The sequence below is a fragment of the Gemmatimonadota bacterium genome (assembly GCA_026387915.1).
Lineage (GTDB): Bacteria > Gemmatimonadota > Gemmatimonadetes > Gemmatimonadales > Gemmatimonadaceae > Fen-1231.
This window is the reverse complement of record JAPLKS010000017.1, coordinates 141596-156272: the sequence shown is the minus strand read 5'-3', so window position 1 is coordinate 156272 and position 14677 is coordinate 141596. Positions and strand designations below refer to the sequence as shown.

General features: G+C 65.2%; 11 protein-coding genes. 7 read left to right on the top strand and 4 right to left on the bottom strand.

All coding sequences use genetic code 11. The annotated features are described in order from the left end of the window. Nucleotides 1-107: 107 nt before the first annotated feature. From NTZ43_10470 to NTZ43_10450, 5 genes are read left to right on the top strand one after another with little or no spacing between them, the layout of a single operon-like run. The gene (locus NTZ43_10470; GenBank protein ID MCX5767632.1) at nt 108-1373 is read left to right on the top strand and encodes an NAD(P)-binding domain-containing protein; all 1266 of its coding nucleotides are present in this window, start codon (nt 108-110) and stop codon (nt 1371-1373) included. Then, the gene (locus NTZ43_10465) at nt 1370-3373 is read left to right on the top strand and encodes a hypothetical protein (GenBank protein MCX5767631.1); all 2004 of its coding nucleotides are present in this window, start codon (nt 1370-1372) and stop codon (nt 3371-3373) included. Before NTZ43_10470 ends, NTZ43_10465 begins: the two co-directional genes overlap by 4 nt. Continuing rightward, complete coding sequence (locus NTZ43_10460; GenBank protein MCX5767630.1) at nt 3370-4854, top strand: cytochrome c3 family protein; 1485 nt, start codon at nt 3370-3372, stop codon at nt 4852-4854. The genes NTZ43_10465 and NTZ43_10460 overlap by 4 nt, the downstream gene beginning before the upstream one ends. Then, on the top strand, nt 4838-6820 hold the full coding sequence (locus NTZ43_10455) for a hypothetical protein (protein ID MCX5767629.1): 1983 nt from the start codon (nt 4838-4840) through the stop codon (nt 6818-6820). The genes NTZ43_10460 and NTZ43_10455 overlap by 17 nt, the downstream gene beginning before the upstream one ends. After that, nucleotides 6817-8487 carry a hypothetical protein gene (locus tag NTZ43_10450; GenBank protein MCX5767628.1) on the top strand — a complete coding sequence of 557 codons (1671 nt, stop codon included), beginning with the start codon at nt 6817-6819 and terminating at the stop codon, nt 8485-8487. Before NTZ43_10455 ends, NTZ43_10450 begins: the two co-directional genes overlap by 4 nt. Before the next feature lie 78 nt (nt 8488-8565). Here the strand turns inward: NTZ43_10450 and NTZ43_10445 are convergent, their stop codons facing one another. Then, nucleotides 8566-9054 (bottom strand): heme-binding protein, encoded by a 489-nt coding sequence (locus tag NTZ43_10445; protein ID MCX5767627.1) that lies wholly within the window; start codon nt 9052-9054, stop codon nt 8566-8568. 141 nt (nt 9055-9195) lie between these two features. On the opposite strand from NTZ43_10445, the gene NTZ43_10440 reads away from it, so the two are divergent. Together NTZ43_10440 and NTZ43_10435 are read left to right on the top strand one after the other, a co-directional pair. Continuing rightward, nucleotides 9196-10815, top strand: a complete 1620-nt coding sequence (locus NTZ43_10440) for a TldD/PmbA family protein (protein ID MCX5767626.1) — start codon at nt 9196-9198, stop codon at nt 10813-10815. Continuing rightward, a complete protein-coding gene (locus NTZ43_10435) occupies nt 10812-12251 on the top strand; it encodes a TldD/PmbA family protein (GenBank protein MCX5767625.1) in 1440 nt (479 codons plus the stop codon). Before NTZ43_10440 ends, NTZ43_10435 begins: the two co-directional genes overlap by 4 nt. A 124-nt stretch (nt 12252-12375) precedes the next feature. Here NTZ43_10435 and NTZ43_10430 read toward each other — a convergent pair whose 3' ends face one another. The 3 genes from NTZ43_10430 to NTZ43_10420 all read right to left on the bottom strand — a co-directional run bounded on the left by NTZ43_10430 (nt 12376) and on the right by NTZ43_10420 (nt 14657). Then, complete coding sequence (locus NTZ43_10430; protein ID MCX5767624.1) at nt 12376-12669, bottom strand: hypothetical protein; 294 nt, start codon at nt 12667-12669, stop codon at nt 12376-12378. After that, nucleotides 12669-13232, bottom strand: coding sequence for a sigma-70 family RNA polymerase sigma factor (locus NTZ43_10425; protein ID MCX5767623.1), 564 nt, complete (start codon nt 13230-13232; stop codon nt 12669-12671). The genes NTZ43_10430 and NTZ43_10425 overlap by 1 nt, the downstream gene beginning before the upstream one ends. 132 nt (nt 13233-13364) lie before the next feature. Continuing rightward, nucleotides 13365-14657 (bottom strand): SGNH/GDSL hydrolase family protein, encoded by a 1293-nt coding sequence (locus tag NTZ43_10420; protein ID MCX5767622.1) that lies wholly within the window; start codon nt 14655-14657, stop codon nt 13365-13367. Nucleotides 14658-14677: the final 20 nt, after the last annotated feature.

Here is a 14677-nt window from a genome sequence, read left to right as displayed (position 1 = left end):
GCGCGCCGTCGTCCGCACCGTTGGCACCTGCCGCCGTCCGCGGGCGCCCGTGCCCGCGGTGCCGCGTGGTAGTACCACAAGGCTCTACCTTCTGCCCCGGGTGTGGGGTGCCGCAACAGATCTTTGAACTGGTGCAGGCGCCCAACTCCAAGCCGGCAACAGCCGACGGCGGCGTGCTGCGCGCGATGGTGCGTGGCGACATGTGTGTGGGTTGCGGCACCTGCGTGGCCGCCTGCCCCGAGCCAGGCGCCATCACGCTACGCGGCAAACTGGCCGTCGTGGACGACGCGCTCTGCCAAGGACATGGCGAATGCGTGCGTGGCTGCCCGGTAGGCGCCATCTCCGTGACGACGGGCTCAGCGGTGAATCGCGTGCAGGTGCCGCTGATTGACGACCAATTCGAAACGAACGTCCCTGGCCTCTTCATTGTCGGTGAACTGGGCGGTCGCGGCCTCATCAAAAACGCGATCAACGAAGGCAAGATGGCCATCGAAGGCGTCGCGCGGTCCCTCCCTCCGGGCGCTGTGCGCACGGACGGTGATGCCGACACGGTGGATGTTGCGATTGTGGGCTCCGGACCGGCCGGCCTGAGCGCTGGACTCGAGGCGCTGCGCTGCGGGCTGAGCTATGTGATTCTCGAGCAAGGCTCGCTCTCCGACACGGTGCGCAAATATCCGCGGCACAAACTGCTGCTCGCGGAGCCGGTGCACATTCCGCTCTACGGCGACCTCTGGATTGCCGACGCCTCCAAGGAAACGCTTCTGCAAGTGTGGGAGACGATCGTCGCCAACACGGGGTTGCAGGTGCAGACGCAACAGCGCGTGGAAACGGTCGTGCGCGAAGATGGCGTCTTCCGCATTCAGACGCCCGACGGTGTGCACCGCGCGCGCCGAGTTGTCCTTGCGATGGGTCGCCGTGGCACGCCGCGCCGGCTTGGCGTGCCGGGCGAAGAGCTCGCGAAAGTATTTTACGACATCGTCGAAATGGAGGCGTTCGCTGGGCGGCGCGTGCTCGTGGTGGGCGGCGGCGATAGCGCGGTTGAATCGGCGCTTGGGCTCGCCAACCAGAAGGGCACCGAGGTCATTCTTTCGTATCGCGCCCAGGCGTTCTCCCGCATCAAAGAGCGCAACCAAGCCAAACTTCAGCGGCTTATCGACACCGGTCGCGTACGCACCATGCTCGGCAGCACCGTGCGGGAAATTCGCAACGATGTCGCCGTGCTCGAGTACAACGGCGAGACCACGATTCTGCCGAACGATCACGTGGTCATTCGCATTGGCGGCGATGCACCCTTTGCGTTCCTCGAGCGGCTCGGGGTGCGCATCGTGGAGAAAGACGTGCCGTTGCCGCCTGATCAGGCGCGTGCCGGATGATGCGCCGAGTGTGGCGTGTGCTCCCGTGGCTGCTGCTGGCCACATCGAGCGCGTTCGGGCAGATCTCGCCCGGCGCGCTCGCCAAGGCGCACGCCAACCTCGAAGGTCCGGCCAACTGCATCAAGTGCCACGGGCTCCGCAAAGAGCCAATGGCGCAACTGTGCCTCGCGTGTCACAAAGATCTCGCGTGGACCGTCGACAAGAACCGCGGCTTGCATGCGCGCGAAATGAAGGCCGGTGGCAAACCGTGCGCGAGCTGTCACCCCGATCACGCGGGCACGAACTTCGCGCTCATCGCGTGGCCCGAAGGATCGGCCGCCAAGTTTGATCACCGTCGCGCAGGGTGGGCGCTCGACGGCAAGCATGCAACGACCAAATGCGAAAAGTGCCACACGCCCGCGAATCGCGTGTCGCCGGCGGTCGCGCTCTTTCCGCGGCACGCCGCGCCAGGGTGGCTGGGGCTCGAAACGACCTGCGCCACCTGTCACCGCGCCGACGACATCCACCAGAACTCACTTGGCGCATCGTGCGACAAGTGCCACGACGCCAAGGCGTGGAAGCCCGCGCCGAAGTTCGACCACGCCAATAGCGACTATCCGCTCACCGGAAAGCACGCGGACGTGGAGTGCGACAAGTGCCACCTCGCGGCGCGGTTGCACATCGCGCCGACGGCCGCCGGCCGCACGGTTCCGCTCTTCAAACCGCTTGGCCACAAAGAATGCTCGGCCTGTCACGAGGACCCGCACAAAGGCCGTCTCTCAGCAAAGTGCGGCGACTGCCACGTGACGCGCGGCTTCGCGATTGTGGACCGCAAGGAGTTTGACCACAGTCGCACACGCTATGCACTCGACGGCAAGCACCGCACGGTGCGGTGTGAAGCCTGCCATGGCCCCACCATGAAGAAGAATCCGCCGTTCGCCACGTGCGGGTCGTGCCACACCGATGCCCATGCCGGAGAGGCGTCGCAGAACGGCGCGCCGCTGGATTGCAGCACGTGCCACACCGTGAGTGGCTTCGCGCCCTCCACCTTTTCATTAGCCAAACATCAGGTGACGCGCTTTGCGTTGCGTGGGCGCCATCAAACGGTGAAGTGTGCCGCGTGTCATACGGCCGTGGCACGCGCGGCCAACGCACGCGGACCGAAGACCGTGCGTCTGCACCTGTCGTTCAACGCGTGTGCCTCCTGCCACACCGACGCGCACGGCGGACAACTCAACGCAAGCGCCGACAAGGGTGCGTGCGAGGGCTGTCACACGGACGCCGGGTGGAAGCCGAGCACGTATTCCCGCGCGCAGCACGCCACGAAACGCCTGCCGCTCGAGGGCCGTCACGCTGCCGTGCCATGCGCCGCCTGCCACGCGGCCACGCGTCGCGGGCTGCCTGCGCTCACCCTCGCGGCCTCGCTCGGCACGGCGAAGGTCGCCATCGCCATTCCGGAAACCGCGTGCGAATCGTGCCACGCCGATCCGCACGCGGGGCAGTTCACCACCGATGCCGCGCGCGCGAACACGCAAGGGTGCCGCAGCTGTCACGACGCCACCGCGTTTCGGCCGTCGACGGTGACGGTCGTGTCGCACGGAAATTTTTCCTTCGCACTCGACGGTGCGCATCGGGCCGCGCCGTGCGTGGCCTGCCACGACGCTATGAAATCCGTTGGCGCCAGCTCAACACTTATCGCGGCACCAGTCAAACTCGCATCCCTACCTTTCACGCAGCGGCGCGATCGGTGTGCGTCCTGCCACGACACGCCGCACGGGAGCCAGTTCGGCGGCCGCAAGGATGGCGGCGCCTGCGAGTCGTGTCACGGCATCGCGAGCTTTGCCCCTGCGACCCGATTCAATCACGATCGCGACGCGACCTTCTCGCTCGCTGGCGCGCACGCGCGTACGGCGTGCGCGTTGTGCCATCGCCGCGACGCTCAACAACGCGTCATCTACCGCCCCCTCGCCGGGGCGTGCGAAAGCTGTCACGCCAAAGTGCCCACCGGGAGATCGAAATGACATGGTCGCACGCCGGCCTCGCCGCGCTCGTGCTCGCACTCGCGGGTCAACCCGCACACGCACAAGGCGCCGACAATCCGCATGGTCCATCCATTGGCGCGTGCAGTGGGTGCCACCGCGCTGACGGATGGAAGCCAGCGGTCATCGCCTCAACCTTCCGCCACGCGGAGGGTCGCTTTCCACTCGACGGCGCACATCAGCGCACCGAGTGCGTGAGCTGCCACAAGTCGTTGGTCTTCTCGACCGTCACGTCGAGCTGTGCGTCGTGCCACACGGACGTACACAAGAGCGAGTTCGGCACCACGTGCGACCGATGCCACACGACGCGCAGCTTTGTAGACGTCGCACGCATGGCGCGTGCCCACGAACTCACCCGCTTTCCGCTCCGCGGCGCACACGTTGGTGTCTCGTGCGAAGGGTGCCACACCGGATCCGTGCCGGGACAAGGCCAGTATCGCGGCCGTCCCACGACGTGCGTCGGCTGCCACGCGGGCACGTTCCGGAGCGCGACCTCGCCGGACCATCAGGGCGCGGGATTTTCACAGGATTGCGCATCGTGCCACGACGTCTCGACTTGGCACTCCGCCAAATACGATCACAACCTCACGCAGTTTGCACTCGCGGGCGCGCATCGCGCCGTCAACTGTGCGGGATGCCACGCCGATCGCGTGTTCAAGGGCAAACCGATGGCGTGCATGAGCTGTCACGCCCCGGACTACAACAAAACCGCAGCGCCGCCGCACGCGGCCTCGGCGTTCCCGACGTTGTGCACGACGTGCCACGGCGTGCAGGCGTGGAAGGGTGCGACGTTCGATCACAGCACCACGCAGTTCCCACTCACCGGCGCACACGGCCTCGCCCTCTGTAGCGGCTGCCACGCCGACAATGTGTTCAAGGGAAAGTCTGCGGTGTGTCAGTCGTGCCACCAGAAAGACTTTGCCGCCTCGCTACGTCCACCGCACTCGCAACTCGGTTTTACCTCCGCGTGCGCCGACTGCCACACCACCGCAGCGTGGAAGGGCGCACCATATGATCACAGCGTCACGCGCTTCCCGCTGACCGGCGCGCATCGCACGGCCACGTGCAACGATTGCCATGCGAACGGTGTGTTCCGCGGGCGCGTATCGACGTGCGTCAGCTGCCACCAAGGGGTGTTCGACAAATCGGTGAATCCGCCGCACGTCGCATCGGGGTTCCCGGTGACGTGCGAGCTGTGCCACAGCACCACCGCGTGGAAGGGTGGGTCATTCAGTCACGACGTCACGCTCTTTCCGCTCACCGGCGCACACCGGCGCACACCGGGCTGCCTCATGCGCGGGCTGCCACGGCGACAACATCTTCAAAGGCAAGGCGACCTCCTGCCAGTCGTGCCACCAAAAGAACTTCGACGCCTCCGCGCGCCCGCCACACTCGGCGCTCGGATTCTCGTCGGCGTGCGCATCGTGCCACACCACCACCGCGTGGATGGGCGGCACCTTTGACCACACACTCACGCAGTTCCCCCTAACGGGCGCGCACAAAGCCGCCACCTGCGCGTCGTGCCACGGCGATGCGGTGTACCGCGGCAAAACCAAAGAGTGCTCGGGCTGCCATCAGTCCAACTTCACCGCCACCAAGAATCCGCCGCACAGCGCGGCCGGCTTCCCCGCCACCTGCGCCAGTTGTCACTCCACCACGGCGTGGACGCCGAGCAGTTTCGACCATAACGCCACCAAGTTCCCGCTGGCCGGCGCGCATAAAGCCGCGTTGTGCATCTCGTGCCACAGCGACGGGGTGTACAAGGGCAAGAACACCGCCTGTGTGTCCTGTCACCAGGCAAGCTTCACGAACTCGAAGATGCCGCCGCATTCGCAGCTTGGATTCTCGAGCGTCTGCTCAACCTGTCACGGCGTCACCACGTGGAGCGGCGGCACCTTCGATCACAACGCCACCCAGTTCCCGCTCACCGGCGGTCACAAAGCCGCGGTCTGCGCCTCGTGTCATAGCGATGGCGTGTTCAAGGGAAAATCGACCGTGTGCGCGTCGTGCCATCAGGGCAACTACAACGCCACCAAGAATCCCCCGCACACCGCAGCAGGATTCGGCACCTCGTGCGCTTCGTGCCACACGACGAGCGGCTGGAGCCCGGCCACGTTCGATCACAACGCCACGCAGTTCCCACTCGTCGGTGCACACCGGACGGCGGCGTGCAGCCGCTGCCATACCGACGGCGTCTACAAAGGCAAACCCACCGCGTGCGTCTCCTGCCATCAGGCGAACTACAACAACACCAAAAATCCGCCGCACGCACAGATCGGCTACTCCACCGTCTGCTCTACCTGCCACACGGCCAACGCGTGGACGCCAAGCACGTTCGATCACAACGCCACGCAGTTCCCGCTCAGCGGCGCACACCGCGCGGTGCTGTGCAGCGGTTGCCACGCCGACGGCGTGTACAAAGGCAAACCCACCGCATGCGTTGCGTGCCATCAGGCGAAATACAGTGCCACAAAGAGTCCGCCGCACACCCAAGTCGGCTACTCCACCGCCTGCGCCACCTGTCACAGCACCAACGCGTGGACGCCGAGCACCTTCGATCACGGGCTAACGCAGTTTCCGCTCACCGGCGCCCACAAGGCCGCGCTCTGTGCGTCGTGCCACGCGGACGGCGTCTATAAAGGCAAGCCGACCGCGTGCGTGTCGTGTCACCAAAAGGATTACACCGCATCCAAGCTTCCGCCGCACTCGCAGCTCGGCTATCCCACCGCCTGCGCTTCGTGCCACGGCACCGCGTCGTGGAAGGGCGCCAGCTTCGATCACGGTACGACGGCATTTCCGCTCACCGGGGCGCACCGCGCGGCGGTGTGCACCGACTGCCACGGCGACGGCGTCTACCGCGGTAAGACCAAGGACTGTGTCGGCTGCCACCAGGCGAAATACAGCGCTACGAAGAATCCGCCGCACGCCGCGGCCGGCTTCGGCACGACCTGCGCCACCTGTCACACCACCACGGCATGGACGCCGGCCACGTTCAGCCACTCTGCCACGCGATTCCCGCTCACCGGCGCGCACGTGAGCACGCCCTGTAGTTCGTGCCACGGCGACGGCGTGTACCACGGTAAGACCATGGTGTGCGTGGGCTGCCATCAGGCCAAGTACGACGCCACCACAAATCCCAACCACAAGGCCGCCAGCTTCCCCACTGACTGCGCCTCGTGCCACACCACCACCACGTGGAGCGGCGCGACGTTCAATCACGATGGGTCATTCTTCCCGATCTACTCAGGCAAACACAAAGGACGCTGGAGCGTCTGCGCCGACTGCCACACCGTGCCGACGAATTTCAAATCCTTCGTCTGCACGACCTGCCATCTGAAAAACAAAATGGACAGCGCGCACCAAGGACGTTCGGGCTACAAGTACGACAGCCCCACCTGCTACTCCTGTCACCCGCGAGGCACCACATGACCGCGCACCTGCGACTCTACACTGGCACACTGCCCGTCTTTGCACGGGCCGTCGCACTCTTGGTCGCTGTTTCCTCGCACGCCGGCGCGCAGGAGTCCGGCGGTGCGGTTGCCGCGCGCACGGTGCGCGGCAACCACACCGCCGACACCACGACGACGACCGACGCCACGACGGCGTGGACTCGCGTTAGCTACCTCAGCGGCGCGATGGTGTATCTTGAGGCCGGCACCAACGCAGGTCTGCGCGAAGGATCGCGACTCGCCGTCATACGCGGCGGCACCGTCGTTGGCGAACTCGTGGTGACCTATATCTCGTCCTCACGCGCGGCGTGCACTCGGCAAACCGCTGAGGCACAGGCCGAAATCGGCGACTCCGTGCGCTTTGCACCGGCCCGCCTGGCCACCAGTACGACCACTCTGACCGGCGCGATGACACCAACGAGCATGCGCGCCAGCAGCGGCGGCTCGCTCCGCGGCCGAATCGGCCTGCGCTACCTGCTGTTGAATCCCGCTGCCGGCGTCGCGCTCGCGCAGCCGGGCATCGATGCGCGCCTCGACGGACAACGCCTCGGCGGCTCGGCCATCGGCATCGCCCTCGACGTGCGTGCCCAGCGGTCGACATTTACACGCCCGAGCACTTCCACGCAAAGTCCCGACGAACAAACGACGCGCGTCTATCAAGCGGTGATTCAATACACGCCCGATCATTCGCCGCTTCGACTCGCGCTCGGTCGCCAGTTCCCGCAGGCATTGTCCTCCGTTGGTATGTTCGACGGCGCCGCGCTCGACCTCGACGGACAGCGCTGGAGCAGTGGCGCATTCGCCGGGCAGCAACCGGACCCCGTGTCGCTCGGCCTCTCGAGCCTGTCGCGACAGTACGGCGCATACCTGCAGCTCCATAACACACGCGATGAAACGCGGCCCTGGTCGCTCACGCTCGGCGGCGTCGGTTCGTACGCCGGTGGTCAGATCGACCGAGAATACGCCTTCGCCCGCATCACCTACAACGGCCCGAAGCTTTCCATTTACGCCACGCAAGAACTCGACTTCAACCGTGGTTGGAAAGGCACGCAAGAACACGCGTCCACCACGCCCACGTCATCGTTCCTCACCGCGCAGTTCACCGTCACCGATGCATTTTCGTTGTACGGTGGGCTCGACAATCGGCGCAACGTGCGACTGTATCGCGATTTCTTGAACCCGGAAATCATCTTCGACGACAGCTTCCGCGAAGGCATGTGGGGCGGCGGGGCGTTGTCGCTGTTCGGCGTGCTGCGACTCAGCTCCGACGTGCGCCGCAGCACCGGCGGCAACACCGACGCCACGCAATCGGTGACCTCCTCGGCGTCGCTCACGCGACTCACCCGCGCGCAGATCGGTATGCATGTGCGCATGACCACGTACGACGGGCCGGCAAGTACCGGTCGCCTGCAGTCCGCATCCGTTGAAACCACGCCCTTCGGCGCGCTCCACGTGATGTACAGTGCTGGGGTACGCGAGTCCTCAACGCCCCTCAGCAGCACGGGGGCATCACGCGTGACGTGGACTAGCACCGACGCTGACATCGGCATCGGACGCTCCCTCTACCTCATGCTCTCCACGTACGCAGAATCCGGCACGCTTGACCGGAGCCGACAGACGTACGCCTCGATCAGCTACCGGTTCTAGCGGAGACGGCTGACCGCTGTTGCGTGCTCCGAAGTAGCTCACGCCGAATGCGGTTCGCCAAGCGAGCCGTATTCGGCGTTAGGGCTTCAACGCCTCAACGCCGGCTTTCGCGACCTGTGCGTCCTGCGCTGAGGTCGCACCGCTCGCACCCACCGCGCCAATGAACTTGCCGCCGACGATCACCGGCACACCCCCCTCCACCGCGACCACCCCTTCGAACGACAAAATCCCCGTGCGCCCCGCTGACACCACGGAGTCGAGGGCCTTGGTCGGCCGGCGCATCCGTGCAGCCGTGCGCGCCTTGGCCTGCGAGATCCCCACGCTTCCGGGCGACGCGTCATCCATGCGCACAAAGCCAATGAGTTCCCCCGCCGCATCCACCACGGCGATCGACACATTCCATCCGTTGCGCTTCGCCTCCGCCTCGGCAGCGGCGAGCATCGTGCGCGCGGCCTGCAGCGTGATGGTCTTGGCGTCGCCCAGCTGAGCGGCGGCCGAGCGCGGAAGCCCGCCAAGCACGAGGGCAGCAAGGGCAATCGCGACAAACCGCAACGAGAGACGGGGCATGGTCGGTGGGGTCGAGGGAAGGGAGGTTCCCGAATATATAGCGGCGCCAATCCCGCCGTGATTGGCGCCCCCCCCTCAACAAGTGGAGCGTCCGCGCCGTATCTTCTGCTGGTCATCTCAACTTTCCACACGGGACCGCCAGTGACACACTCACGTCGCGACTTCCTGCGCACCACAGCGGCCGTCGCCGCTACGGCCGCTGTCGGTTCGCGCGCACTCTACGCCGGCGACGCGTTCGCCGCACCGATGCCGACCGCCGGCGACCCAGTCGTCAAAGCACTCATGCAAGTCGCCCTCGACGTGGCCAAGGCGTCAGGCGCCAGCTACGCCGACGTGCGCGTCTCCGCGCGCCGCCAGCAGAACGTCAACACGCGCGACAAAATCGTGCAGGGCGCCAGCGACACCGACACCTTCGGGCTCGGCGTTCGCACGCTTGTTGACGGTGCGTGGGGCTTTGCCGCCACAAGCCAGCTCACCAAAGACTCCATCGCACTGGCCGCCAAAAGCGCCATCGAACAGTCCAAGGCCAATCGCTTTAGTCAGATCAAGCCGGTGAACCTCGCCCCCACCCCGGGGAATCAGGTCGGCGAATGGAAAACGCCCATCATCACCGACCCCTGGAGCATTTCGATTCCCGAGAAGTGCGCGCTGCTGCTCGACGCCAACGCCGCCGCCGCCAAAGTGAAAGGCGTGCGCAACGTCACGAGCTCAATGTTCTTCCTCAAGGAAGAAAAAACGCTCATGACCAGCGACGGCACCTACACGGTGCAAACGGTCTACCGCACGCAGCCCTCCATGAGCATCACCGCCGTCTCGAGCGACTTCAGCGATTTCCAAACGCGCCAGTCGAACGACATCGCGCCCGCAGGCGCCGGCTATGAACATGTGATCAAAGCCAATCTCGGCGAGAACTCCACGCGTTGGGCCGAAGAAGCCGTCGCCAAGCTCTCCGCCAAGCCGGTGGAACCGGGGCGCTACGACCTCCTGCTCCATCCGTCCAACCTCTGGCTCACGATTCACGAAACCGTGGCGCATCCCACGGAACTCGACCGCGCCATGGGCTACGAAGCCAACTACGCAGGCACCAGCTTCGTTGCGCCGCCAGAGAAAGTGCTCGGGCAACTCAAGTTCGGCTCCGACGTGATGAACATCGTCGGCGACCGCGACCAGCCGGGCTCGCTCGGCGCCGTCAAGTGGGATGACGAAGGCGTACAGCCCGTGAAGTTCGACATCATCAAAAACGGCCTCTTCGTGGATTACCAGACCACGCGCGAACAAGCCACGATGCTCGATTGGTATTACAAGAAAGTCGGCAAACCCGTGCGCTCGTACGGCTGCTCGTACGCACAGAGCTGGAGCGACGTGCAGTTCCAGCGCATGCCCAATGTCTCACTGCAACCGGGCAAGAACGACGACACGTGGGACAGCATGATCGCCTCAATGGACAAGGGGATCGCCATCGTCGGCGACGGCTCCTTCTCCATTGATCAGCAGCGCTACAACGGCCAGTTCGCCGGCCAAGTGTTCTACGAAGTGAAAGGCGGCAAGATCGTCGGCATGCTCAAGGACGTCGCGTATCAGTTCCAAACTCCGCTCTTCTGGAAATCCATGGACCGCATCGGCGGCCCGCGCAGCTACCACTTAGGCGGCGCCTTCGGCGACGCCAAGGGACAGCCAGGCCAGAGCAACTCGGTGAGTCACGGTTGCGTCCCCGCGCACTTCACGCAGGTCAACATCATCAACACGGGACGGCGCGCATGAGCGACTTCTCTGCCCCGAAATCGCTCTTCGCCCCCACCGGTGTGCTCTCGCGCGCCGAGGCCGAAGCGCTCACGCAACGCGTGCTCAAGCTCTCCCCAGCGGAGGAAACGCGCGTCACCGTCAACAGCTCGGCGCGCGGCGACACACGCTTTGCCGTGAACCAAGTGACCACCAGCGGCGAGAACCGTGACACCACGGTCACCATCACCGCGTTCGTCGGCAACCGCGCCGCGAGCGCCGTCACCAATCGGTTGGACGACGCCTCACTCGCCGCGGCCGCCAAGCAGGCGCACGAAATCGCCAAGCTCGTGCCGCCGAATCCGGAGCGTATGCCGGAACTCGGCACGCAGGATTATCAGTACCCCGCGCCAAAAGATCGGGCGATTGGAATGCCGAGCCCGAGCGAACGCGCCGCCGCTGCCAAGAAGGTGACGGAACGCGCGCGCGCCGCTGGACTCGTAGCGACCGGCTTTATTGAGTGCCGCGCCGGCGCCAGCGCCCTCGCCAACTCCAAGGGCTTGTTCGCGTACGACTCAAGCTCCGTCGTCACGATGACCGCGACGGTGCGCACCACCGACGGCACCGGCTCCGGATGGGCCTGCTCCGACGGTGATTCGTTTGCCGATATCGACGCCGAACGCGTGGGCATGACCGCAAGCGAAAAAGCACAACAGTCGCGCAGCCCCGTGGCTATTGAGCCCGGCCGCTACGTGACGATTCTCGAACCCACGGCCGTTGGCAATCTTGTGCAGATGATCGCCGGTGCCATGCAAGCGCGCTCGGCCGACGAAGGACGTTCGTTCTTCTCCCGCCAGGGCGGTGGCAACAAGATCGGCATGAAAGTCGTGGACGATCGCGTCACGCTTATGAGCGATCCCGCCGACTCGCCGAGCACCGGCGGCGGCTACGATGAAGATGGCGCGCCACTCGAGAAAGTGGTCTGGATTGAGAACGGCATCGTCAAGAACCTCAACTACGATCGCTTCTGGGCGCAAAAGCAGGGCGTGAAGCCCACGCGTTCTGGCGGTGGTGGTGGCGGCGGCGGTGGAGGTGGCGGCGGAGGCGGTGGTGGAGGCGGCGGGCGCTCGCTCCGCATGCTCGGCGGTATGTCGAATGTGCCCGAGATGATTCGCAGCACCGAACGCGGCATCTTGTGCACGCGCTTCTGGTACATCCGCGCCACCGACCCGCGCTCGATTCTTTACACGGGCCTCACGCGCGACGGCACGTTCTTGATTGAGAACGGCAAGGTGACCAAGTCGTTGAAGAACTTCCGTTTCAACGAAAGCCCGATCTTCTTCCTGAACAATCTCGAGGCGCTCGGGCCAGCGGTGCGCGTGAACGCGAGCGAAGCGCTCGGCGCCGGCGGCGCGACGTGGATGCCGGCGATCAAAGTGCGCGAGTTCACCTTTAGCTCCCTCTCAGACGCAGTATAGAAACCGGCGCCGTCGCTCAGCTCCAGAGCCGAGCGACGGCACCGGCGCATCAGCATGACGGCCAGAATGCAGAAGGGGCCGATCCAGTGGATCGGCCCCTTCTGCATTTCACTCGAGATAAAACTCAGCCCTTCGCGATCGCACTCATGATCTGCGCCGCAACGTGCGTCGGCGTCTTCATGCTGCGGCGGCTCGTCGTCTCGCTCTGGATCTGCTTCCAGAACTCATACTCCTTGCCCGCGGCCATCAACTGCGCGTCGCTCACCGACTCACCATCGAGCCACGCGTGCGTGGCGTCCGACATGTGCGCGCCGGCGACTTCCACTTCACGATCGGCCATTGCGGCCTGCTCGACGTTGGGGCGCGAGGTCGCGGGCTCAATATGCCCGGCGTCGCGCGGTTCAAGATTGTTGTGCATCACAGGTACCGGTCCTCCAAGAGTTTCTGAAGCGCTTCGCGGGCGCGGTGCACTCGCATCTTCAACGCGCCGACGCTGGTACCCAGCATATCGGCCATTTCTTCATACGAACGACCTTCCACGTGCTTCATGATGAACGCTTCCCGCAGGGACGCCGGGAGAGCTGAGAGGGCGTCGTCCAGATCGCCCCGCAGCTCGCCTCGGTCCAGCTCTTCTTCCGGCGTCTCGTATCCAGACGGTTGATCGTCTTCTTCGTAACTGAGATGCGTCCGCCGGATGTTCTTCAGCCAGTCCTTGCAACCGTTGGCCACGATCCGGAAGACCCAGGCATCAAACCGCCCACGCACCTCGCTGAGGTGGTGAAACGCCTTGATAAACGAGTTCTGCAGGATATCAGCCGCATCATCAGGACTCCCGGTCATCCCCACCGCGTGCCGGTACAGCGGATCGCTGTAGCGCGCGACAAGAATGCCAAAGGCCTGCTGATCACCGGCCAGCACGCGGTCAATCACCACTTGATCGGCGTCGACCTGGGGTTCCTGCGGTTCAGGGGGATGCGTCATCTTCACAGCGCTAGTGTAACCTCTCACACGCGCTGTGGACAGACCCGCCCGATGCCGAAACACCCGTGCCGCCGGTGCCGTCACATTGATATGACGACAGGGCATTCCGTCGGTAACTGTTCGGGGGTCTGATCATGGACACAGCTGCGCGGCCGTCTGTAACGGGACGGGCACCGTTGGAATCGTAAACCTATAGGCGGTATTGAGCGCGAGCGCAGCCGCGTTAGCGAGCAACTGCTGCCCGTTCACATTGGGATGCACACCGTCGAGTGACACGAACTGGCCGTAGGGCGACACGCACGACAGCTGAGTGGCCACGCTATACGGTGCCCGTGCGGCGACGATGGGGGCGAAGACGGCGTTCATGTCCACCAGCGCCCATTTGTTCTGCTGCGCCAGAGAGGTGACCACCGCGTTCATCTGATCCACCACGCCATTGAGCGTGGTCACATCGGTCGGCGTGAGAACGTAGTCCGCCGTGAGCGGTAGATCGGCACAGGACAGCGCCTGCGGCGAGCCGGTCGCCAGGGCCCGGGCAACGAGCGAGGGCACCAGCGCCGCAGTAAACACGAGATTCGCGGAGCCACTACAGTTGGGGTCCACCGCCACCCCAAACGACGCGAGGGCGAGCCGGTCGTTCCAGAGCTCGCTCCCGGCGCGCAAGGACACGAGGGTCGTGACTTTCGGCACGGTCAGGATCAGCGCCTTCGCACCGGATTTCTTGATACTATCGGCGATGGCCGTGAACACCGCACCAAACACCGACGCGGGCACGTACGTGTACGGCGCCGTTTGGCCGTACGCCGTCGCGGGAATCAGCGCACCGCTGGTGGCGGCGCCCAGCACTTCGTTGGCGCCGAGTTCCACGGAGACGAGCGATGGGGCGCGCACGAGCATGGCCGTTACTTGCGATTGCGTGGCGGCGAGCACCGCCGCGTAACGGGCTTTGTCGCTCGTGGCGTACTTGGCGCCAACGGTGGTGGTGAGCTTGGGGGTGAGATTGAGCGCCGTCCACGCAGTGGCACCGCTGAGCGCGACGTTATTGAGCGGCGGCACCACCGTGCCGACGGTTCCGGCGCAGGACGAATCACCGTCCGCGAGACTCGCGCCCGAGAGAAAGCGCGCCAACAGCAATGGCGCGACGATGGGCGGCGTGCATCCCGGCGCATTGAAGAAGGGGATCGCGAAACTCGCCCCCGCCTGATGGGCGAGGAGTGCCGGCCAGGCCTGCGCCTGGAACGAGGCGGTGAGGCCAGCCGACTGCACACCCATGGAAATGCTGGTGCCCATCGCGATGTAGCGCGTGAACGCGCTGGTGCCGACTGGGCCGGAGACGTGCGCGTCCTTGCCTTCGCAGGCCGCGAGCGTCAGGGCAACGGCGGCCAGCGCGACGAGCGCGGCGCGAGGGAAGAACGAGAATCGCATTACAGGATTCTACACCCGCG